Here is a 21,717-nt window from a genome sequence, read left to right on the forward strand (position 1 = left end):
CTAGTCTTATTGACCGGCCTTCTTCTCGTGCGGGTGCCAGGACTCGAACCTGGAGCCTTTTGGTTCGTAGCCAAACGCTCTATCCAGTTGGGCTACATCCGCTTGAACGACCCCAAATATAGCAACATCGGTTGAATTGTCAAGGGATTTTTCTAAATTTGTTGAATAATTTCTTCTTGCGAAGTGTCTACGATGCAAAAAATAAAGACTTTTCTCAATTTGGCAGGTTCCTACCTAAAGAATCTCTTTACGGACAGGAAGTTCCTGATTTGCCTCGCCATCCTGTGCGCGCCCGTATTCTTCGGAATCATTGGCGTCATCATCACCTACCACCATTTCTCTTCCGAACTCCCGTCCCTCACGCAGCTCGAGCAGATCAACCCGAAACTGGTGACCAACATCTACGACATGAACGGGAAGATTGCGCACGAATACTTCGTGGAACGCCGCGAATGGACCCCGTTCGATTCCATCCCCGAAAACGCGATTCACGCCGTTATGGCGACCGAAGACCGCGCCTTCTACAAGCACTGGGGCATGAACGTCTGGGCCATCCCGTCCGCCATCATCGAGAGCGCCCTGAGCGGCAAGCAGCTCCGCGGTGCCTCCACCCTCACCCAGCAGTTGACCAAGCTCTTGTTCCTCACACCGGAACGCTCTATTTCCCGTAAAATCAAGGAGGCGATGACCGCCATCCGCATCGAGCAGACGTACACCAAGCAGGAAATCCTCGAATTCTACATGAATGAGGTGTACCTGGGCGGTGGCAACTACGGCTTCCAAGCCGCTGGCAAGTACTACTTCGGGCATGCGCTCGATAGCCTCTCCATTCCGGAATACGCCGTCCTCGCGGGCATGCTCAAGGCCCCCGAATCGTACCGCCCCGACAGGCACCCGAAGGCCTCGCTCGAACGCCGCAACACGGTGCTCTACGCCATGTATGACGCCGGCTATATCAGCAAGGAAGACTACCGCAAGTACGTCGCCACCCCGATCGTCCTCGCCGAAAAGGAACCCGAAACGGGCAACGGCCTGTACTACTTCGAAGAAATCCGCAAGTACATGGAAAAGAAGTACGGCGAAAGCTCGCTCTACGCCGACGGTGTCTCCATCTTCAGTACCATCGACCCCGACATCCAGAGCGTGGCCGACAGCGTAGCCAAGGCGACGGTCGCGAAATACCGTACCGAATTCAAGCGCAAGGCCATCAAGAACCTGAAGCTCGCCGAAAAGTACGAAATGGACAAGGATTCCGTCTACGCCCACTTCGACAGCGTCTACGCCCTGTTCAAGAAGGACTACCTGGCCAGCGACAACGGCCCGAACCCCAAGAAATGGCGCTATCCGCCCGAAGTGCGCTACCACGACGCGCAGATAGCGATGGTCGTCATCGAGAACGAGACGGGCGCAATCCGTGCGATGGTGGGCGGAAACGACTTCAACGAATCCCGCTACAACCGCGCAGTCCAGTCCCTACGCCAGCCGGGATCCTCCTTCAAGCCGATCGTCTACTCCGTGGCGATGGACAACGGCGCCTCCCCCTGCGACTCCGTGAACGACGCCCCCATCACGATGACCGACGAAACGGCGGCAAACGGCATGTGGCGCCCGCACAACTCCGAGAAGAACTTTGAAGGCATGATGACGCTCCGCAAGGCGCTCTACCGCTCCAAGAACATCCCGGCGGTCCTCACCGCATCTAAATACGGGCTCAGCGCCGTGGTGAACTACGCCCGCGCATTCGGCATCCGCAAGGCACCGCTCGTCGCGGTCCCGAGCCTCGCCCTCGGTTCTGTTGGCGCGACCCTCCTCGAAATGACTTCCGCCTACACGGTGTTCCCGAACCTCGGCACGAGAATCGAGCCCTACATGATTGAATCCATCGAGGACAAGAACGGTGAGGTCATCGAAAAGAATTCCAAGATAGAAAGCGTCGTGATGAAGCCGCCTTCAGCCTACCTGATGGTGGACATCCTGAAGGACGTGAACCTCCGCGGTACGGGCTACAAGGTGACAGCGAGCGGGTTCAACCACCCGAGCGGCGGCAAGACCGGTACCACGAACGATTATACCGACGCCTGGTACATCGGATTTACCAAGCACTACACCATGGGCGTGTGGGTCGGATACGACCAGGCAGTTTCCATGGGCGTGGGCCACACGGGCGGCAACTACGCGCTCCCGCCGTGGATCGCCGTGATGACCAAAATCCACAAGGGCCTCAGGCAGAAATCCTTCCCCATGCCACAGGGCGTTATCGGCAAGGGCGTCTGCAACCTTACAGGTAAACTAGCAGGCGAGTTCTGCACCGAAAAGACTTATTGCCTTTACACGACGAACAACTACCCCGACGAAGTCTGCGACGGCGACCATTACAAGGTGCGCACCAAGTCCGCCGACGACGCGACTCTGTTCAGCAACAAGGGCAGCATAGAGCATTCTGAAGGCGCGAAAAAGACGCGCAAGATGTTCTAGAACCCTTTCATAAAAAACAAGTACAATTCGAATTGTAAAAAGCGTGGAAACCCTTTATTTTAAAGGGTTTTACGCGTTTTTAGCCCTTAACAAAAATCTGTTTTTTTTCTATCTTTACACCACTATGGAATGGCCGCGCAACATAAAGTCCCTAACGACAGACGAGCTGAAAGCTTGGCTCAGGGACGTAAACGAAAAGCAGTACCGCGCCGACCAAATCCAGAAATGGCTTTTTTGCCAACAGGTGCGCAGTTTTGACGAGATGGTGAACGTCCCGCCCGCGCTCCGCGAAAAACTCGCCGCACAATTCAGCATGCTCGCCCTCAAGGAAGACCAGCACCTCGTCTCTACCGACGGCACGGTGAAATGGCTTTTCGAGACCCACGACGGCCACCACATCGAAACGGTCATGATTCCGGCAAACGGTCGCTTTTCCGTATGCGTCTCTACGCAGATCGGCTGCGCCCAGAACTGCGCCTTCTGCCGTACCGCCAAGATGGGTTTCACCAGGAACCTCGAGGCAGGCGAAATTCTCGAAGAAATTCTCTGCGTGAACTGGTACCTGAAGGATAACGGCATCCTCGACGCCGATGGAAAGGTAGCCCAGGTCACCAACATCATCTTCATGGGGATGGGCGAACCGCTCAACAACCTGGAACAGGTGCACCGCGTGTGCTGCACGCTCCATAACCAGAGCCTTTTCAACATGGGCGCAAAGCGCATGACCGTGAGTACCTCGGGCGTCGTCCCGAAAATCAAGGAACTCGTGGACAGGAACACGCCCTGCTGCCTCGCGGTGAGCCTCAACAGCACGAACAACGAATACCGTTCATCCGTGATGCCCGTGAACAGGGTGTGGCCCATCGAGAAACTGCTCGAGGCGGTCGACGACTACATCCGCCGCACCGACAACTACGTAACTTTCGAATTCGTCCTCATCCAGGGAATCACCTGCACCCCGAAGGCCGCGAAGGAGCTTATCCGCATCTGCGCCCCCCGCCGCGTAAAGGTGAACGCAATCGTGCTTAACGACGGGGACGACCCTACACTCCACGCTCCGACACCGGAAGAGGTAGAAGACTTCCTCGCCGCGGTGCGAGCAGCAGAAATTCAAATAACGATTCGCAATCCGCGGGGACGCGACATCCTCGCCGCCTGCGGACAGCTTGCGTATAAAAAGGAAGGTAAATAATGTTAACGCAGAACCTCCCGGAATTCTGGGACAATCTCTACGCCAACGGCAAGGATTACTGGAATTTTAAGAAGGCGACTCCGGCCCTGCTTGAATTCTTCAAGCATCCCTCCTGCCCTGCCGAGGGCTCCGTTCTGGTTCCCGGCGCAGGCTTCGGCTACGATGCCGAGGCTTGGGCGAAGCGCGGACACGAAGTCCTCGCAGTCGACTTCGCGGCAACCGCAGTCGACGAACTGGACCACCTGAGCCGTGCGCACAAGAACCTGCGTTCCCTTGACCTCGACCTGTTCACGCTCTCCCCCAAGGACCCGAAGCGTGGCGGCCAGCTGTTCGACATCGTGTACGACTACGGCACGTTCTCCGCAATCCACCCGGGACGCCGTGACGAGTTCTTCGAAGTCTGCTACAAGATGCTCAAGGACGACGGACTTTTCATCTGCCTCATGTTCCCGCTGATGAACGGCAAGACCCTCCAGGGCCCGCCGCACTGCACCAGCGAAGGCGAACTCATGGCGCGCCTCGACGGCGTGTTCGATATCGTCGAACGCGTTCCGGCAGTGAACAGCCTCCCCGGCCGCGAAGGCAAGGAAGAATTCTGGCTCATGAAGAAGTGCCTGTAATTCCGCTTTGTGCGATGCACCGTAGGCGAAACCAACAGTGAAATTTCATTCAGACATTAACTATTTTTTTGAAAAATAAAAAGAGCGTCGTGTCAAAAGCTTCAACACCCAAGGCCCGCTGCTCATAACAAATAAGGATTGGACTATGGCTAAAGATTTATGCCCCTGTGGATCTGGAAAGGAATACTCGGAATGCTGCGAACCCATCATCAAGGGTACGGCTCTCGCTCAGAGCCCCGAAGCCCTGATGCGCTCTCGCTACACCGCATACGCCAAGCACGAAATCGCATGGCTCAAGGATTCCCTCGAAGCCACGCAGCGTAGCGACTTTGACGAACCGAGCGTAGAAGCATGGAGCCGCGAATCCGAATGGCTCGGCATCGAAATCAAGCAGACCAAGACCGAAGAAGAAAAGAACATCGGCTGGGTCGAATTCGTCGCTCGCTTCAAGCAGGGCAACATCACCCGCAACCACCACGAACTCGGCGAGTTCCACAAGGTGGGCGGCGCATGGTTCTTCTACGACGGCCGTGCAGTGAAGCAGGAAACCGTCCGCCACGAAGGTCCGGTAGTCGGCCGCAACGACCCGTGCCCGTGCGGATCTGGCAAGAAGTACAAGAAGTGCTGCGGCGCTGGAAAGTAATTCTTAGCCCATAGTCACTAGTCAATAGTTACTGGTTTATAAATAGGCGGCGCAGCCGCGATTCATAAACCAAAAACCAACAACCAATAACTAACAACTAAAAGATGTTCAAAGTTTTTGTTGACGGCGAAGCAGGAACGACCGGCCTGCAGATTTATGAAAGACTCGCAAAGCGCAGCGACATCGAAGTGTTGCGTATCGCTCCCGAACTCCGCAAGGATACCGCCGAGCGCAAGAGGCTTATCAACGAGTCCGACGTGACGTTCCTGTGCCTGCCCGATGCGGCAGCCGTCGAGAGCGCCGCCCTCTGCGAAAACCCGAACACCCGCGTGATCGACGCCTCCACGGCGCACCGCGTGAACCCCGACTGGACATACGGGATGCCGGAACTTTCGGCCGCCCAGCGCGAAGCCATCGCCAAGAGCAAGCGCATCGCGAACCCCGGCTGCCACGCCTCGGGCTTTATCCTGGGCGTGCACCCGCTGATTGCCTCGGGAATCCTCCCGAAGAGCGCCAACCTCGCAGCCTACAGCATCACGGGTTATTCCGGCGGCGGCAAGAAGCTCATCGCCGAATACGAAGACGAAGCGAATCTCGCGCACAAGGCCGGCGAATCGAAGGCCATCATGGCTCCCGCGCCCTACGCTCTGGCACTCGCCCACAAGCACCTGCCCGAAATGAAGAAGTACTGCGAACTCGACAACGTTCCCTTCTTCAACCCGGTGCTCGGCCCCTACTACAAGGGCATGGCGGTCACGGTCGCCATCTTCGCGAACATGCTCACGAAGAAGGTCGGCCCCGAAGGCCTTACCGAAATTCTCGCGAAGCACTACGAAGGCAGCCGCTTCGTGAAGGTGATGCCGTTTGAAGCCGCGCCCGTGCTGTTCAACGGAAGGCTCGACGCGACGGTCGAAAACGACACGAACAACGCCCGCATCCAAGTTTTCGGCAACGAGAACGTGATGCAGGTGACGACAATTATCGACAACCTGGGCAAGGGCGCAAGCGGCGCCGCCATCCAGAACATGAATATCGCTCTGGGCCTTGATGAATCCATCAGCCTGGTCTAGCCCACAACCCGCAGTCACTATCCTATGTTCCTAGACGAAAAATCCATCGAAGTTCGCTCCGGCAAGGGCGGTGACGGCATCGTTAGCTTTCACCGTGAAAAATTCGTGCCTCTGGGAGGCCCGGACGGCGGTGACGGTGGCCGTGGCGGTCACGTCATCCTCCAGGTGAACGAGCAGTTCTCCACGCTCCTCGACATGGGCAACGCCCGCCTCTACAAGGCCAAGAACGGGCAACCCGGTGGCGCCAAGCGCTGCACGGGAGCTTCCGCCGACGACCTTATCGTGGACGTTCCGCGCGGGACAATCGTCAAGGACGAAGAAGGCCGCATCCTGGCCGACCTCACCGAAGTGGGGCAAAAATGGATTGCTGCACGCGGCGGAAAGGGTGGCATGGGCAACCAGCATTTCGCTACCCCGAAAATTCAGGCCCCGCGCAAGTGCACGCCGGGCGAAAAAGGCGAAGTCCGCGAACTCTTCCTGGAACTCAAGCTCATGGCAGACGTGGGCCTCGTCGGGTTCCCGAACGCCGGCAAATCGAGCCTCGTGAACAAGATTTCGAGCGGTCGCCCCAAGGTCGGCGACTATCCCTTCACCACGCTTGAACCGGTGCTCGGCATCGTGCAGACGAACGGCCACAGTTTCGTGGTCGCCGACATTCCCGGTCTCCTGGAAGGCGCCAGCGAAGGCAAGGGCCTCGGCCACCAGTTCCTCAAGCATATCGAACGCACCCATACGCTCCTGTTCGTCATCGACGGCTTTGCGGAGAACGCCTACGAGCAGTTCACCGTGCTCAAGGACGAACTCAAGGCCTTCCACCCGAAACTCGCCAAGAAGCCCTACCTGATTGCGCTCAACAAGTCCGACCTCGGCATCGACGACGCCATCAAGCAGTTCAAGACGCACCGCGAAAAAGTCATCGTGACGTCGGCCATGAACGGCGACGGCTGCAAGGAACTCGTACAAGCGCTCGACGAAGCCGTCCCGCACGTACACAAGAAAAAGGTCGGCTGGGAATCGAAGCCCACCACTGGCGGCAAGAAGAGCGGCTGGGGCAAAAAGGCTTAACACATGGCTAAGAAGGAGCAACAGAGCACGCCGGTCATCATGAACCGCAAGGCGTCGCACCTTTATTTCGTCGACGAGACGTTCGAGGTCGGCATCATGCTCATCGGCTCCGAAGTCAAGTCCATCCGCGACGGCAAATGCACCATCGGTGAAGCCTGGGTCGACGTGGACGAGAAGAAGGACGAGCTCTGGCTCGTCGGCGCCCGCATAGACGAATACCTCTTCGCAAACCGGTTCAACCATTTCCCCGCCCGCAAGCGCAAGCTCCTCGCCCACGCGCACGAAATCCAGAAAATGCGCAAGGCTAAGGAACTCAAGGGTTGCACCATCGTCCCGCTAAAACTATACTTTAAGAACCGACGTGCAAAACTCGAAATCGGAATATGCAGAGGCAAGGATCAACGCGACAAGCGACAGGACATAATCAACCGCGAAGCAAAGCTGGAAATGGATCGCGCCGCAAAGGCACACCGCTAGTTCTGGCCTTGTTGCTGGTTGTCGGCTGGGCGTTCTCTTTTGCCGACGTGACCGCCGTCGACGCCGAAGCCTTCTCGAAAAAAATCGGAGCATCTTTCCACTGGTTCCCCGTACAGAAATCCTTTATCATGGTCGCAGGCAAGGACACCGCGAAATTCGCGGTTGGCATCCCCTACGCCTCGGTTAACGGCAGCACCATCGACCTTTCCGCAAGCCCGGTCCTCGACGAAGGACACCTGTGGATTGCCGAAGACGACATCGACAAACTGTTCCCGACCCAAAATAGCGCGAAGGCAGCGCCCGAAAAAGATACGCAAGCAAAGGCCGAACCCGCGAAGGACGCGGCGAAGAAGTCCGATGCGGCAAAACCCGCGGCAGCGAAAAACGACCAAAAGACGGTTGTCGCCACGAAGCCCAAGAACGAGACCGCAGGCACGCGCGAAGTGAAGACCATCGTGATTGACCCGGGCCACGGCGGCAAGGACTCCGGAGCGCTCGGCAAGAACGCGCAAGAAAAAGACATCGTGCTTTCTATCGGGAAACTCCTGAAGAAGGCCCTCGAGAAAGAAGGCTTCAACGTGAAGATGACCCGCGACAAGGACGTGTTCATCGAACTCGGGCAACGCGCGAACCTCGCGAACCAGTGGGACGGAGACCTCTTCATAAGCCTGCACTGCAACGCCATCGACGCGGCTCCGGAACGCAAGAAGCAAATCAAGGGCTACCACGTTTACGTGCTGCGCGCCCCCGAAAGCGAAGAAGACAAGGCGATTGCCCGCCGTGAAAACAAGGTGGCCACGCTCTACGGCGAAAAGAACGCGAAAGAAGAGCTCTCCCCCATCGAATGGTTCAAGCTCGAAGCACGTCTCGAAAAGTACAAGCAGAACAGCTACATGTTCACCGAAGAGATGCTCAAGGCCCTCGACGGTGGCAAGATCAAGCGCCAGGCCGGCGGTGTCGGCGGTGCTGGTTTCATGGTGCTCGTAGGCGCCCTGATGCCCGCGGTGCTATTCGAAATCGGGTTCATCAGCAACCTCGAAGACGAAGCCTACATGATGAGCAAAGCCGGGCAAGAAGATATCGCCAAGCGCATTTCGAAAGCGGTCAGCACCTACAAGGAAGCCGTACACAGCTACCGCGAAACGCTGGGACGATAAAACCCCTGCCGAGCAGGGGTTTAAATTGCAAGCGCCTAGAAACTCAGGCAATTATTTTGCAGCCAATGCGTTTTTCCGGATGAGCTGAGCGCATTCCTCAAGAATATCCGTAAACAGCCTTGTATAACGTTCCGTCGTTTCGGGTGTACCGTCGTCGCATGTCTTGGTCTTGGCGACATACCCAGTAAACCAATAATCGGAATGGAAAGACAATTCGTAATCGTCTTCAGAACCGAAATCGCCTAGAATATACGGAGCGAATCGTCCCTTCAAGGTCTTGTTCTCGCGATCGATGAGGCTATCTATATACGCCTTGCCCGCATCAGAAATACTATCACTTATACCGAGGATAGTGAGCGCATCCTCACTGATAAGCGCCTCGTACAGTTTTTTCTGCACGTCCGCAAGAATACCCGAGAACAACACAAAATCATCTTGCGGGCAGTTTTTCTTCAAATCCTCGGCCACAGAACTGGAACTTTGAGCAACAGAACTAGAACTTATGCCATGAGCCTGATTGTATTCTTCGACAGTCTTATAAACAAGGTCCCCGTCCGTCTTATAGTCGGAATAATAGAAGCCGTTCGAGCATTTCATTTCAATTTTAGTATAGGTGGGCGCACCGGAACAAGGATCATAGAAAACGCCATAAACGGTAACAGGCTCTAAAATGGCACCACAGGATTCAAGCTGCTCTTCCCATTTTTCCAAAACCTTTGCAGTTACCGACGTATCTTTTTCCAGGAATTTCTGCAATTCCATACACGAGTAACTCTCGGGCTTTGTGCATGTAGAATACGTAGCCTTCTCTTTTTCACACGTCACGGAGGTATCGCTCGCCAGGATATATTTTCTAGCGCTAGATGAACTCGCCACACTAGAAGAACTCGCCACGGTCGCAGACGATTCAGGGACGGCCTCGGATGAACTGGAGGAATCTTCCCTTGCGGAACTCACCGTCTCATTGCCAGAACTGGAACTTGTCCCGGCAGCATCCGTCGACGATTCCGGATCCGGGGCAGGGGCTTGCGAATTTGAATCATCTCCGCAGCTCGCCCAGAAGAAGGCTGCGACAGAAAGCCAGGATAGACGCAAAACTCTACGGATATTCATAATTTTCTCCATCTTTCTGATACTGAATATAATTTACCTTAAAAATAGTGTGCCGATTCGTTTTGTCAAACAAAGTCATTGACAATATGTCTAAAAACAAAAACCGGCTGCTTTGCGGCAACCGGTTTTATAGGCTTCCACGCCAGTAACTAGTAACTAGATACTGCGCCGAAGGCGCTACTCAGCGTCCATGTCGGCTTCGTCGATTTCGGCGTTGTGGTAAACGTCCTGGACGTCGTCGTGGTCTTCGAACTTGTCGATGAGCTTGAGGAGCTTCACGGCGTCGTCGTGGCCGAGCTTGACCGGGTCGTTGGCGACGTAGGTGATTTCGGCACTCATCATTTCGATGTTCGCAGCTTCGAGGGCCTTGGAAACGGCGTCGAAGGCTTCGGGGCTCGTGGAGATTTCATGCACGCCGTCTTCGGTGGACATGTCATCGGCACCGGCCTCGATCACGAGGTCCATGACCTGTTCTTCGGGGTACTTTTCGGCATCGACAATGATAACGCCCTTGTACGTGAAGGCCCAAGACACGGAACCGGATTCACCCATGGAGCCGTTGTTCTTGTTGAAGATGTTGCGGATTTCGGCAACGGTGCGGACCTTGTTGTCGGTCATGCACTGCACCATGATGGCGATTCCGCCCGGGCCGCGTCCTTCGTACAGCGGTTCCGTCATTTCGGTACCGGAGTTGGCACCCGTACCCTTGGCGATGGCGCTTTCGATGTTCTTGGTCGGCAAGCTCTGGGACTTGGACTTAAGAATAGCGGCACGCAGACGCGGGTTCGAATCGGGGTTTCCGCCACCGAGCTTGGCAGCGATAGAGATTTCCTTGATAAGCTTGTTCCAAGCCTTGGCGCGAGCGACGTCAGTCTTGGCTTTCTTGCGTTTGGTGGTGGCCCATTTGGAGTGACCGGACATAGATTACCTCAAATATTGCGGTTTTCGTTTTGGTTAAAAATTTAGCCTTTCTTCTTCATGAGACAGCGCTTCTTTTCTCTCGGAGTGAGACTCGGATCGTCGCACTCGTCCTCGTTCCTAGAAGCCTTCTTCTTCTTTTTCTTCTTCGACTTGGCGTCTTCCTCAGCCAATTCCTTCATGCGCTTCTTCTTCTTTTCGGAAACGCTCATGGCGGCGGCTTCCTCGGCGGCGGCAGCCTTCTTGCGCTTGAGCGCATTCAGCTTGCCCTTGTCCATCGGGTCGGCGGAAGCCTTCGTGATTTCGCGTTCGTACTTGCCGTCCCAGATTTTGCCCAGCAGCGAGCCCGAAGACTGAGCGTCTTGCAGGCCCGACTTGGACCAGTCATCGTCGACCGGAGGCAGCAACTTGAACTTCACGTTACGGACTGTAGTCGGTTCGTCGTCGAAATAGAGCATAATGTCGAACAGCCCTACCTGATATTCCTCGCCCTTCACTTCGACAGGGGAATTGTCAATGTAGGCCAGCACTGCATAGAGGTCGCCTTCAAAAAGCGCTTCACGCAAAGCTTCCGTATCGCCATTGGGCACACGCACCTCACCGATCGCCTGGAACGCCCACGGCGCGACATCGACCTTCAGCGAGAACTTGTGGAATCCCTTATCGGCTTCCTTCAGCTTGAGAAGTGCGCCGGAGAACGCCTGGAACTTCGGCTTGATGTTACCCTCCTGTGCATAGCCGACCATAGCCAGCGCAAGCACAAGCAATGCCAATATTTTCTTCATTTTCTCTCCTTCCTAAAATTAGTTCTTGAAGAACAGCGCCTTCGCAGCCTCGAACATCGGGTCCTTTTCGTCCGGTTCGCGGCATTCGGTGTAGATACGCACCTTCGGTTCGGTACCAGACGGACGCACGAGCATCCAGGAATCGTCGTCGAAGATGACCTTCACGCCGTCGAGCGTGAGGAGCTGCTTCACAGTCTTTTCGTTCTTGCCAACCATGACCTTCGCACCCGGCTTCGCGATATCGGCGATGGCGTCGACCTTGGCCTTCAAGGGAGCACCAACGAGGGACTTGTCCACTTCAAAGCCCGAGCGGGTCGGATAGAAACGGCCGTATTCTTCGTAGAGGGCGTCGAGGTATTCACCGAGGTTCTTGCCGGTGACTGCCATGATTTCGAGCGCGATGAGGAGGCCGAACTGGGCGTCCTTTTCGAGCGTGTTGTTGAGGCCGGAAATACCATCGGATTCTTCGAACGCGACGAGGGCCTTCTGCTTGGCGTTGCGGGAAAGCCAGGGGCGGAAGTTCTTGAAGCCCACCGGAGTTTCCATCACGGGCACGCCGAGCTTTTCGGCAATGATGTTCACGAAGTTGGAGGTAGCGACGGACTTGGCCACGCAGCCCTGTTCCTTGCGCCAGGTAGCCATGTAGTGGAACGCGATGGCACCGAACTGGTTCATGTCGATTTCACGAGTACCGTCGTAGAAGCGGATGCGGTCGCCATCCGGGTCGAAAATCGCACCCAGGCGGAATTCGCTCTTGCTTTCGTCGAGGGCCTTGCGGACCTTCTCGAGGTTCTTGCTGGACGGTTCCGGAGCGATACCGCCAAACAGGGAGTCGTCTTCGTTGCGGAGCGTGATGAGGCATTCCGGATTGTCGAGGAGGGCGGCCGGGCGGCGGCGGGTAGAGCCGTGCACGTGGTCGCACACGAGGGTCAGACGCCCCTTCTTGATGAATTCCTTGATGCGGTCGAACTTGATGGTTCCCTGCTTCACGAGGAATTCCTTGTAGATCTTGAGGGAGTCGATCAATTCCCAGTCGACCTTGCCCACCGGTTCAAACTTCCAGGTGGCCATCATTTCGTTAGAAAGCTTGGTGATGACGTTCGTGATTTCCGGACCGGCAGGACCGCCGTCGGCCGGGTTGAACTTGATGCCGTTGTAGTGGCTCGGGTTGTGGCTCGGAGTCATGTTGATGGAGCAAGCGGCACCGAGCATCTCGATAGCGGCGCTGAATTCCGGAGTCGGCATTTCGCCACCGTAGTAGACCTTCACGCCAGCCTTGGCAAACTGGTCGGCAACAGCTTCGCAGAATTCATGACCGAGGAGGCGGTTGTCGTGCCCCACGACCACGCCCTTCTTCTGGAGTTCGGCAAAGTCCTTCACGCCGAGAGCTTCGAAAAGTTCCGGGGTGGCTTCCTTGTAGAGGCGCACGATAGCGGCACCCACGACCTGCAGATTGCGGAGGGTAAATTCAGAACCAATTTCGCCGCGCCAGCCGGAAGTACCGAAGCTCACCTTGGCACTTTCTTGCGAGGTCAGGGCGACCTGCTTCACCTGTTCGACCAAACCCATATCCGTTGCGGGGTTGAATTCCGGGGACTGGATCTTTTTCCAAATCTGCGTAATGTTTTCCATAGGGGTTCCTATATTAAAGTTTTACGGGTGAAATTTAGAAAAAAGAGAAAAAAAACAAGGCGTCAAAATTGCAGATTGACATGAAAAAAAGCATGGAAGAAAGCCTCCTATATAAATTGGGCAAGCAACAGCTCTTCGACGCATTACATTAAGTGTAACCCCATTCGGAAACCAAAGCGAAAAACTTTTCTTTTCCTTCCAAAAGCAAATCGCCCGTCGAGATGCATAGACTCAACCGAGAATTGACAAAGCAAAGCGCAAATGCTAATTTGTTTGTTATGAACATAAAATTTTTTTGGGGAGCCTGTTGCTTTCTGCAATTTTCTGCTTTGCCGACAACGTTTATCTCGACAAGGCCGATTTACAGCCGTCCACGGTAACGAAAGAAAACACCGGATGGAAAAGGACAAGTTTCTTTATACATGGAGGCCTTGCAGATTTAGGTCTTGGCATGAAGATGAGGATCACTTCCACTTCGTTACCGGCGGAACATTAATAAACGTCGTATTCTTTGGTACCCTAAACAGTTTCCAATACAGTCCCTTCGGAAATTACGGAGCCGAAGTGGCCAACGGCATAAACGTAGACTTCGGGAAACATTTCGGCATCGACATATTGATATTCACTCCAACAATCTGGCCATCCGAAACATCGCACTCCTTGCTTCTGGACTTCCGTTACGTGTTCTAGCATCAACCTTTGGGCCCATTTTTATTCCGAGTTTCAACATTCGGCTCTCGTCTAATACTATATTTTGGACACTATGCAGATTACTAACGCTTCTCAACTTACTGGTGTTTTCCCCGCGTTGTTCACCCCGCTCAAGAACGACGACCCCAAGAACCTTCGCAATTCCATCGACTACGAGAAGATGGGCAAGATGATTGACGACGTGATTGCAAACGGCGCAAGTGGCGTACTCCCTGCCGTGACCACGGGTCAGAGTGCGACGGTTTCCCCGCAGCAGCACCTCGATGTCATCAAGTTTACGCTCGACTATGTGGACGGTCGCGTGCCCGTCATTGCCGGTGCCGGTTCCAACTGCACCCGCGAATCCATCGAAATGATCGAGAACGTCCAGAAGATTGCCCCGGTGGCGGTCCTCTGCGTCACAGGCTACTACAACAACCCGCCGCAGGAAGGCCTCCTGAAGCACTACCGCACGCTCAGCAGCGAGACCGGCGCAAAGATCGTGATTTATAACGTCCCGGGCCGCACCTCCAGCTACGTGCATCCCGACACCCTCATCGAACTTGCCGAAGACAAGAACATCATCGGCCTCAAGCAGGCCGTCGAGTTCGGCTTTGGCGAGAAGTTCCACGAGGACACGATGCGCGTGATCAAGGAAACGAAGGGCAAGGACTTCGCCGTGATGAGCGGTGAAGACGGCCTGTTCGCAGACCTCCTCGAAATGGGCGGCACGGGCCTCATCAGCGCTTCGGGCAACATTCCCGAGGCCACGAAGACGTTCGTCGACCTCTACAAGGCTTTCCAGGCCGGTGACAAGGACAAGGCGCACAACCTGCAGAAGGACGCCCGCGACTTCATCGACATCACGTTCTGCCGCAAGAACCCGATTCCGCTGGGCACGCTGTTCAACAGCCCGCTGTTCCAGCCGCTCGTGAGCGTGAAGGACACGGCCAACGGTGCAGACGCTGTCGCCCGCATCATGAAGCTCATCGACGAGAAGGCTCCGAGCCTGAAGAAGTATCACGTTTAGTCATTAGTCAATAGTTGCTGGTTGATGTTAGGCGCCTACGGCGCGATCATTGGAACTAACAACCAACGACCATTGACCCCTAAAGTTTAAAATAGGAGATAAAAAAATGGCAAAGAACAAAAAATCCATTATCGACGAAATCTGCGACTACATCAAGAAGCAGAAACTCTCCCCCATTCCCATTCAGACCCTGAACGAGGAAGCAGAATCGACCCGCTACTTCGGCGGCGACCTCAAGGAATTCATCGCTGCGGCAAAGACGCTCGGCGCAAAGGGAATCTTCGTGGAAGAACTCTACCTCGAAGATGACGAGTTCTACTACGACAGCGGCATGGACGATGACGAATACATGGCGCTCTACGGCAACGAGAATGTCGAATGCCAGTGCGGCGAAGACTGCAAGTGCGGCAAGGGCAAGAAGAAGGCCAAGGACGACGACAGCGATGTCGACGCCGTCTACTTTGAACCCGAAGACCTCGACGGTCTCGACCTCACGCTCCTCAAGCCGCAGATGGCAAAGTTCCTCGACCGCATCGGCGAAGCCTGCGGCGCACGCCTCACGGTTCCGGGTGTCGACCACCTCGAAGTGGAAATCTTCGCTGACTGGTACGACGAATTCGCCGAACTCGTGGACGAAGCTTCCGAAGCTATCGAAATCGACCCGACCGACGCTCTCCGTCAGGCTCAGGCCGTTTACGAAGCTGCGGAGAAGGCTGACAACAGCGTGAAGAAAATCGCTGCTCATCCGCCGAAGAAATCTGCAAAGTCTAAGAGCAAGAAGTAATACTCCGGTCTGACTTTGCTCTCACAACCGCCCCAGTTTAATAACTGGGGCTTTGTCGTTTATGGAAGGTCTACAAATGCTTTGGATGCCTTTGTCGGGCAGAGCCCGACTGCGGCATGACGATTCTTCAATTAGCGCCAATCAGGCGAACCGCAACTCAGGCATGTCGATTTCATACAAGAAAAGCCCCGCGTTTGCGGGGCCTTTCGTTTGTTCTTAAACTGATCGATTAGAACCAGGGCTTCAGGACAAGCTGAATCTGCCAGGCCTTGGCCTCGCTGTCTTCAAACTTGTACCCGTAGGTCTTCATGGTGTAATCGTGGAATCCGCCGTTGAACTTGGTCATCGGAGTCATGTCGAGGATAAAGCGGATTTCGGCGTCGGCGAAGTAATTGCCCATGTGCACCGTGGTACCCATGCCGAAGTTAAGCGCCACGACCGTGGAATTCACGTCGAAGAACTTGTAAACGTTCTTGTCGGAACCATTGTAGTTCAAATCCTGGTGTTCAATGCCCTTGACTTCATGGCCGTCTTCGTCGGAGTAGCTGACGGAGGTACCGAGGTTAAATTCGAAGCTAACACCGAGCTGCACAAAGAGGTCCTTCTTCGGATAGAAGCGCAGGAACACGGGAACCTTGAGCGCAAACATCATGGCATCCAAAGTCACGTTGCTCAGGTAGTAGGAGTCATAGTCCCAACCATATTCATCCGTGTAGGTAGTGCCGATGCTGTACAAGCCGAGGTTCGCGCTATAAACCTTGAATTCGAAGGACGGTTCCGCCACCACGGCCAAACCGAGATTCGGGGCTACAGCGTAAGACACAGCGGCACCGATTTCGAAAGCGCCACCCAACAGGTCGTCACCGTAGTTGGTGCACTGGCTGGCACCAGTAGTATCCTTACCGCAAATTTCAGTGGAAGAGAGCATGGAGAAGCCCAAGCCCAAATGAAGGCCGATACTAAACGGAGTGTCGAGGAAGTACGGTTCCTTCTCTTCGACTGGCGCCTTGTTGGCATCCATGTTCTTGTATTCTACATCAGTAGCGCCAAGCTGTTCGCCAGCCGGTGCACTGGGCTGTTCGTAAGCGCCTTCATCGTAAACGGGAGGGGCCGGAGCGGGCTCGGAACTGCCGTAGCCATCGTCACCGTAGCCGTCACCATAATCATAATCATCCTGTGCAAACGCCATGGTGCCAACGAGGCTCATCGAGGCAAGAAACATGAACATTTTTTTCATCTTGGTCTTCTCCTTGATTAGTTAAACTTTTTTGTAATATAACTTATTTAACGCTATCTAGAAAAATTTTTCGTAAAATCCGTGATTTCCTTGACCGCTTTTCGCACAAAATCAACAGTCAACTGATCCTGCATCTCGCTACAGGGGCGAAGCGACACCTCGGTACGCTTGCAAATGGGCTTGTAGGCCCGAGAATCGCCAAAACAGGCCGCGACAATATCCGAGGTCAGCACGCCCACGCGCACATCGGCCTTCTTCTTGATTTCGCCCGTAGTAAAATCGAGAATCTGGATGGCCCCGGTAACGGCGGCCTTCTTCGTGAGCGAATCCGTAATGATATCCGCATATGCGTCGTCGTACTCGTTCACATTGAAGCACCTGCGCTTGCCGCTCGAAAGCGTTTCACATTCCTGGTGGCTCCCCACCTTCACGCGGACTGAATTGCGCTTTTCCATGCGGGTACGTTCAACCCCGTCTTCTTCGTCGGAACAGACCACCTTGCCGATGGAACCCGCGATGAGGTATTCGGCACTCCTGAGCTTGCCCATCATGTTCTCGCCCTCGCTGTTCTGGAAATCGCCCGAGGCGGCGAGCGTCTGCTCTTCGAGAACGCGGTCGAGATCGGCACGGGTCAAGAACTGCAAAAATTCAGAGGCTCCCTTGTCTTTCTGCAATTCTGCAATCAGGGCCGCATCCATCCGAGCGCTGAAATCGTTGGTAAACTTGTCCACCGCCACGCGGATGGTCCCGCGGTTCTTGCATTCCGCATAGAGCCGTCTGGAATCCTCGTAATCGGCATGGTACGTGAACGCCTTGCGGAAGTGAATGGCGGCAGCCTGCTGAGCGGCCTTCCCGCGTTCGTTCATCTTCTCGAGGCCTGCGGCGTAATGCGACGCGGCGGCGCTGTCGCGTGCCAGCTGAATCGAAAACGGGTCGACTTCCACGCTCAACTTGATCCTGTCGTTACGGCGGGCTATCAGCTTGAGCTGCTTCGCGTATTCCGCCTTCTGCTCTTCCATGAATACGATTTTTTCCCAGCGCTTCGGATTCGGGTCATGGCGTTTTTTGAACATCGCAATCGTATCGTTCTTCGCGGCAATCACATCGTCGAAGGTCTTGTTCAAAAATTCGATAGCGGGCTTGTAATCGGGCTCTATCTTCAAGGCCTTGAGAGCCTCCTCAATCGCCCTGTCGTCCTTGCCGTCGTTGTAGGCCGCCTGCGCGCGCTTGAACGCATCCACATGCGGGCCAGACGCTGCACACGAAACCAAAACAAATGCGGCTGCGGTGACGGCGGAAAGCCAGATTTTTTTCATTGCGTAAAAACTCCTAACTGCGCTCACTTCAAGAATTCAAAGACGATCTTGCCATCGATATCCTGCGGGCCTTCGAAGGACTTCTCGTCGAAACCGGGCTTGTCGCCCACCGCCTCGAGAATCGCCATCCCGAGGTCGCTCTTGCTGCCCTTGAATGTAACGGCGTAAGTCACCACGTCCTTCTTGGGCTGGGTCTGCGAATTGATGGAAACGACGGACTTCAAAGTTTTTTCGAACGGAATCTTCTGGCTGCGCGCGGACTTCATCTTGCGAAGTTCCACCGTAAACTGCGAACCATTATCCGCCGCATTGATCCAGGCGTCCATGACCTGCTCCGAAAGCTTGCCGGCAGCGACAACCGCCGCCTTGTTGATGCCGCCATTGCGGGCGACTTCCACGGAGGTCGCGACGGTGTGTACCGCATTCGAGAAAGCGGCCACCACCTCGCCCGAATTCACGTCGATGACTTCGACGCCAATCTGGAGCGACGCCTTGATCTTGCCGCCGTTCACCCTCGCATACCTGAGCACGGCGACTTCACCGCGGGCTATAAAATTCACGTTTTCCTTCTCGGCGAACTTGCGCACCGCCGCACGGTCGGACGGGTTCACCGCAGTCTTCGCAAGGCTCGGGGCGATAGCAATCTTGCGCGCCATATCGGTGGCCTTCACGTTGAACTGCAACTTCACGAACTGCTGCTGGAACTTGTCGACAATCTGGTTGTCGGGAACCTTCTTCCACACGTCTTCCGTAAACGAGCCGACCGTAGTCTCCAACTGCACGGTTTTGTTGTCTGCGGAAACGTCCGATTCCTCATCCGCGACCTCTTCGCTTGCCGAAGTGGATTCGCTCTTCTGGTCGACCGAGGTCGTCACGATTCCCTTCTTTTCCCATGTGGTGAGAACGAACGCGATAGAAGGGCGCGACTTCTGCACGGCATCGTAACCGCTACCTGTAAGATCGTAGGCAAAGCCCGCAGATACCATCGCGAAAAGCGCGAAAAAAGCAACAGAAAGAGCCGTTATCTTTTTCATGCAAGGACCTCTTTAGTTCATTACATTCCTGCCTAAATATAACTTTAAAGGCAGGCATGGTCAACAGGATTCCATAGGGCAAAAATCGCCTAAAAAGCAGAAAAACACCGCCTTTCGGCGGTGTTTCCCTAAACACCCTGAAGTCGAGATTAGCGCTGAGTGACGCGGACCTTCTTAACTCCGTTAGCGCTCTTGACCATGTACACACCAGACTTCTGGAACTTGGTGGCAATGGATTCAGAAACAGTCTTGCCCGGGAGGATTTCGACATTGCCCATGAACTTACCGCTGATGTCGAACACCTGGACGGTGCTTGCGATGTTGTTCATACGGATCATCTGCGCAATCGCATGCGGAATCGAATCCGTATCCGGCGGAATGACGACACCCGGCAGAGAGAACTTCACATAGTCAACGTTCGTGTTGTCGTTGGCAATCGTAATGCGGAGCACGTGTTCACCCTTGGTGAGGGTTGCCTTGCCCTTGGCGAGTTCGTAGGTATCCCAGTCATTTTCGACACCCGTGAACTCAAGCGAAGCAAGAGCCTTGCCATCCCAAGAGAGTTCCAAGGTACCGGCGCTGGTGCCGTTAGAAACATTGGCTTCGATGTCGTATTCGCCATCCTGGGCCACGTTCACAGTGTATTCAAGCCAGAGGTCCTTAGCGGTGTAACCGATAGCCTTACCTGTACCGCCATTCACGATGTCGACAGTCGGATAGTCTTCGCCGCGGTATTCATGGTCACCATTTTCATTAGAGGCGCCCTGAGTGCCGGAGTAAGAATCGCCGTAATTGCCTTCGTCGAAGTTTTCGGCTTCAACGGTGCCCGGGAGCGTGATAGCCTTGCCACCGAACGGCTTGCGATCGATCGGAGTCGGCGGTTCAGACGGCTGGCCGTTTTCGCTCATATCGAAGTAGGTGTATTCCACGGAACCCGAAGCGCCACCACCGGCTTCGGTCATGAGCATAACTTCGGTCACGTTACCGAACTTGAGTTCAATGCTCTTCTGGCCATTCTTAGAGGTCGGCAAAGTCTTGCTCTGACCCGTGAAGAGTTCGTTCCACTTGTTGAAGTGGGCCTGGATATCGATATGGCCGCACTGACGCGGAGACTGGCGGATGCTGAAGATCTGCAAGAAGGTAGAAGTACCCGTCTTGGAAGCTTCCTGGTCACGAATGAACGTATGGATCGTGTAGGTAGCACCGTCAACCGTGATTTCACCCTGCTTCGGGCCGACATACTGTTCGCTCGGCTTGCTGTACCAGTCATCCACGATGTAGTATTCGACCTGCGGATTCACCGTCCAGCCATAAATACCGATGTAACCATAAGAGGCGTTACCGGTCTTGGTGTACTTGTAATCGGCAGTGTACTGCATGCCATTGACATTCTTACCCGGACCACTGTCGCCATAGCGGAAGCCCACGCGAGCCAGGTAGTCCTGGTTGTTGCTCCAGTTGGCCTTGAACGTACCGTTATCGTAGTACGTCATGGAGTTGGAACCACCCGCAGACCACTGTTCATAGCCCCACTTGGTGCCGCTGATGTTACCAGTCATGTTGCCGTTCACGGAGTGACCCTGTCCCTGGGGAACAGACATCGCGTCCTTACAGGCATCGACTGCAAATGCAGACGTTGCAAGACCGAAAGCCAAAAGGGCTCCAGCCTTAAAAAGATTCGTTTTAATCATATTAACTCCTGGATAAAATCTGCCCTGAAAATACTTTTCACCGCCCAAAACAGGCTAATTTCCCCATTTTTTGTGTTGTTGCAAAAAACAACACCGAAAAACCGCTCATTTTCAAGCAAATTAGCAATCCGCCATTTTCGCAAAAAAAACGCACTTTTTTGGCGTTTTTTGAACAGAATCGCCAAAACCCGAATTTTTGTTTAAATCTTTTTACATTTTTGCATTAAAAAGCGTCCCGACCGAGCTTTTGCATCCCCCGGCGCAGGCAATAAAAAACACCCCGGTTTTGAACCGGAGTGTTCCCTTAAGGAATCAAAAATTCCGTATTAGCGCACCGAGACGCGGTACATCGTGCTGCCCTGCTTCAGGAGGTAGATTCCAGAATTCTGGAAGTTTGCCTTCAGGAGGTCGGTCACGGACATACCCGGTTCGAGTTCGACAGAACCGAGATGGCGACCCTGCATATCGAACACCTGGAAGATGCCGGTAGAGGCGCTCAGACGCACTTCCATCGGAATAGCGATGGTCGAGCTGCTGGAACGCGGAATCGTGGCGCTGGACTTCGGAGTCACAGAAGAACTGGACTTCGGCGGTTCAGAAGAGCTGGACTTCGGAGTTTCAGCCTTGTCGGTCATGTTGAAGTAGGTGTAGTCCACGGAACCCGTAGCGTTACCACCGGCTTCGGTCATGAGCATAACTTCGGTCACGTTACCGAACTTGAGCGAAGCAGAAGCACCACCCTTCGAACCGCGGAGCTGCTTGTTCTGACCGGTGAAGAGTTCATCCCA

The 21,717-nt window shown here is 54.7% G+C and carries 19 protein-coding genes, 1 tRNA gene and 1 pseudogene; 10 read left to right on the forward strand and 11 right to left on the reverse strand.

Features of this window, described 5'->3' with window-relative positions; all coding sequences use genetic code 11:
* Window positions 1-28 precede the first annotated feature (28 nt).
* A tRNA-Arg gene (locus IK012_RS07000) sits at window positions 29-102 on the reverse strand.
* Window positions 103-219: 117 nt separating this feature from the next.
* On the opposite strand from IK012_RS07000, the gene IK012_RS07005 reads away from it, so the two are divergent.
* The 8 genes from IK012_RS07005 to IK012_RS07040 all read left to right on the forward strand — a co-directional run bounded on the left by IK012_RS07005 (window position 220) and on the right by IK012_RS07040 (window position 8,699).
* Window positions 220-2,475: a penicillin-binding protein 1A gene (locus tag IK012_RS07005; protein WP_290952362.1), complete on the forward strand. Its 2,256-nt coding sequence runs from the start codon at window positions 220-222 to the stop codon at window positions 2,473-2,475.
* A gap of 124 nt (window positions 2,476-2,599) precedes the next feature.
* Window positions 2,600-3,667, forward strand: coding sequence for a 23S rRNA (adenine(2503)-C(2))-methyltransferase RlmN (rlmN, locus tag IK012_RS07010; protein ID WP_290952365.1), 1,068 nt, complete (start codon window positions 2,600-2,602; stop codon window positions 3,665-3,667).
* A complete protein-coding gene (locus IK012_RS07015) occupies window positions 3,667-4,287 on the forward strand; it encodes a methyltransferase (RefSeq protein ID WP_290952368.1) in 621 nt (206 codons plus the stop codon). The genes rlmN and IK012_RS07015 overlap by 1 nt, the downstream gene beginning before the upstream one ends.
* Before the next feature lie 145 nt (window positions 4,288-4,432).
* A complete protein-coding gene (locus tag IK012_RS07020) occupies window positions 4,433-4,930 on the forward strand; it encodes a YchJ family protein (protein ID WP_173343098.1) in 498 nt (165 codons plus the stop codon).
* 104 nt (window positions 4,931-5,034) lie between these two features.
* Window positions 5,035-6,000: an N-acetyl-gamma-glutamyl-phosphate reductase gene (gene argC, locus IK012_RS07025; protein ID WP_290952372.1), complete on the forward strand. Its 966-nt coding sequence runs from the start codon at window positions 5,035-5,037 to the stop codon at window positions 5,998-6,000.
* A 24-nt stretch (window positions 6,001-6,024) separates the two neighbouring features.
* Window positions 6,025-7,065, forward strand: a complete 1,041-nt coding sequence (gene obgE, locus IK012_RS07030) for a GTPase ObgE (RefSeq protein ID WP_290952373.1) — start codon at window positions 6,025-6,027, stop codon at window positions 7,063-7,065.
* 3 nt (window positions 7,066-7,068) lie between these two features.
* Entirely contained in the window at window positions 7,069-7,542 is a 474-nt protein-coding gene (gene smpB / locus IK012_RS07035; RefSeq protein ID WP_173383768.1) for an SsrA-binding protein SmpB, read from the forward strand.
* An 8-nt stretch (window positions 7,543-7,550) separates the two neighbouring features.
* The gene (locus IK012_RS07040; RefSeq protein WP_290952376.1) at window positions 7,551-8,699 is read left to right on the forward strand and encodes an N-acetylmuramoyl-L-alanine amidase; all 1,149 of its coding nucleotides are present in this window, start codon (window positions 7,551-7,553) and stop codon (window positions 8,697-8,699) included.
* 51 nt (window positions 8,700-8,750) lie between these two features.
* Here the strand turns inward: IK012_RS07040 and IK012_RS07045 are convergent, their stop codons facing one another.
* From IK012_RS07045 to IK012_RS07060, 4 genes are all read right to left on the reverse strand, one after another.
* A complete protein-coding gene (locus tag IK012_RS07045) occupies window positions 8,751-9,812 on the reverse strand; it encodes a hypothetical protein (protein ID WP_290952379.1) in 1,062 nt (353 codons plus the stop codon).
* A 177-nt stretch (window positions 9,813-9,989) separates the two neighbouring features.
* The gene (locus IK012_RS07050; protein WP_290952381.1) at window positions 9,990-10,733 is read right to left on the reverse strand and encodes a YebC/PmpR family DNA-binding transcriptional regulator; all 744 of its coding nucleotides are present in this window, start codon (window positions 10,731-10,733) and stop codon (window positions 9,990-9,992) included.
* Between the two features lie 41 nt (window positions 10,734-10,774).
* Entirely contained in the window at window positions 10,775-11,515 is a 741-nt protein-coding gene (locus tag IK012_RS07055) for a hypothetical protein (protein WP_290952384.1), read from the reverse strand.
* A gap of 18 nt (window positions 11,516-11,533) precedes the next feature.
* On the reverse strand, window positions 11,534-13,147 hold the full coding sequence (locus IK012_RS07060; RefSeq protein WP_290952387.1) for a phosphomannomutase: 1,614 nt from the start codon (window positions 13,145-13,147) through the stop codon (window positions 11,534-11,536).
* Between the two features lie 763 nt (window positions 13,148-13,910).
* Here IK012_RS07060 and dapA point away from each other — a divergent pair.
* The gene (gene dapA, locus IK012_RS07065; protein ID WP_173383040.1) at window positions 13,911-14,867 is read left to right on the forward strand and encodes a 4-hydroxy-tetrahydrodipicolinate synthase; all 957 of its coding nucleotides are present in this window, start codon (window positions 13,911-13,913) and stop codon (window positions 14,865-14,867) included.
* Between the two features lie 106 nt (window positions 14,868-14,973).
* A complete protein-coding gene (locus tag IK012_RS07070) occupies window positions 14,974-15,651 on the forward strand; it encodes a hypothetical protein (protein ID WP_290952392.1) in 678 nt (225 codons plus the stop codon).
* Between the two features lie 229 nt (window positions 15,652-15,880).
* On the opposite strand, the gene IK012_RS07075 is transcribed toward IK012_RS07070, so the two are convergent.
* From IK012_RS07075 to IK012_RS07100, 6 genes and pseudogenes are all read right to left on the reverse strand, one after another.
* On the reverse strand, window positions 15,881-16,888 hold the full coding sequence (locus IK012_RS07075) for an outer membrane beta-barrel protein (RefSeq protein WP_290952394.1): 1,008 nt from the start codon (window positions 16,886-16,888) through the stop codon (window positions 15,881-15,883).
* Between the two features lie 53 nt (window positions 16,889-16,941).
* A complete protein-coding gene (locus IK012_RS07080; RefSeq protein WP_290952397.1) occupies window positions 16,942-18,204 on the reverse strand; it encodes a CsgG/HfaB family protein in 1,263 nt (420 codons plus the stop codon).
* A 23-nt stretch (window positions 18,205-18,227) separates the two neighbouring features.
* The gene (locus tag IK012_RS07085; RefSeq protein WP_290952400.1) at window positions 18,228-19,238 is read right to left on the reverse strand and encodes a hypothetical protein; all 1,011 of its coding nucleotides are present in this window, start codon (window positions 19,236-19,238) and stop codon (window positions 18,228-18,230) included.
* A 149-nt stretch (window positions 19,239-19,387) separates the two neighbouring features.
* Complete coding sequence (locus IK012_RS07090; protein ID WP_290952403.1) at window positions 19,388-20,929, reverse strand: glycoside hydrolase family 11 protein; 1,542 nt, start codon at window positions 20,927-20,929, stop codon at window positions 19,388-19,390.
* Entirely contained in the window at window positions 20,926-21,114 is a 189-nt protein-coding gene (locus IK012_RS07095) for a hypothetical protein (protein ID WP_290952406.1), read from the reverse strand. Before IK012_RS07095 ends, IK012_RS07090 begins: the two co-directional genes overlap by 4 nt.
* A gap of 141 nt (window positions 21,115-21,255) precedes the next feature.
* Window positions 21,256-21,717: pseudogene (locus tag IK012_RS07100) on the reverse strand (hypothetical protein); the annotation flags it as partial.

Source organism: Fibrobacter sp. (assembly GCF_017551775.1).
Lineage (GTDB): Bacteria > Fibrobacterota > Fibrobacteria > Fibrobacterales > Fibrobacteraceae > Fibrobacter.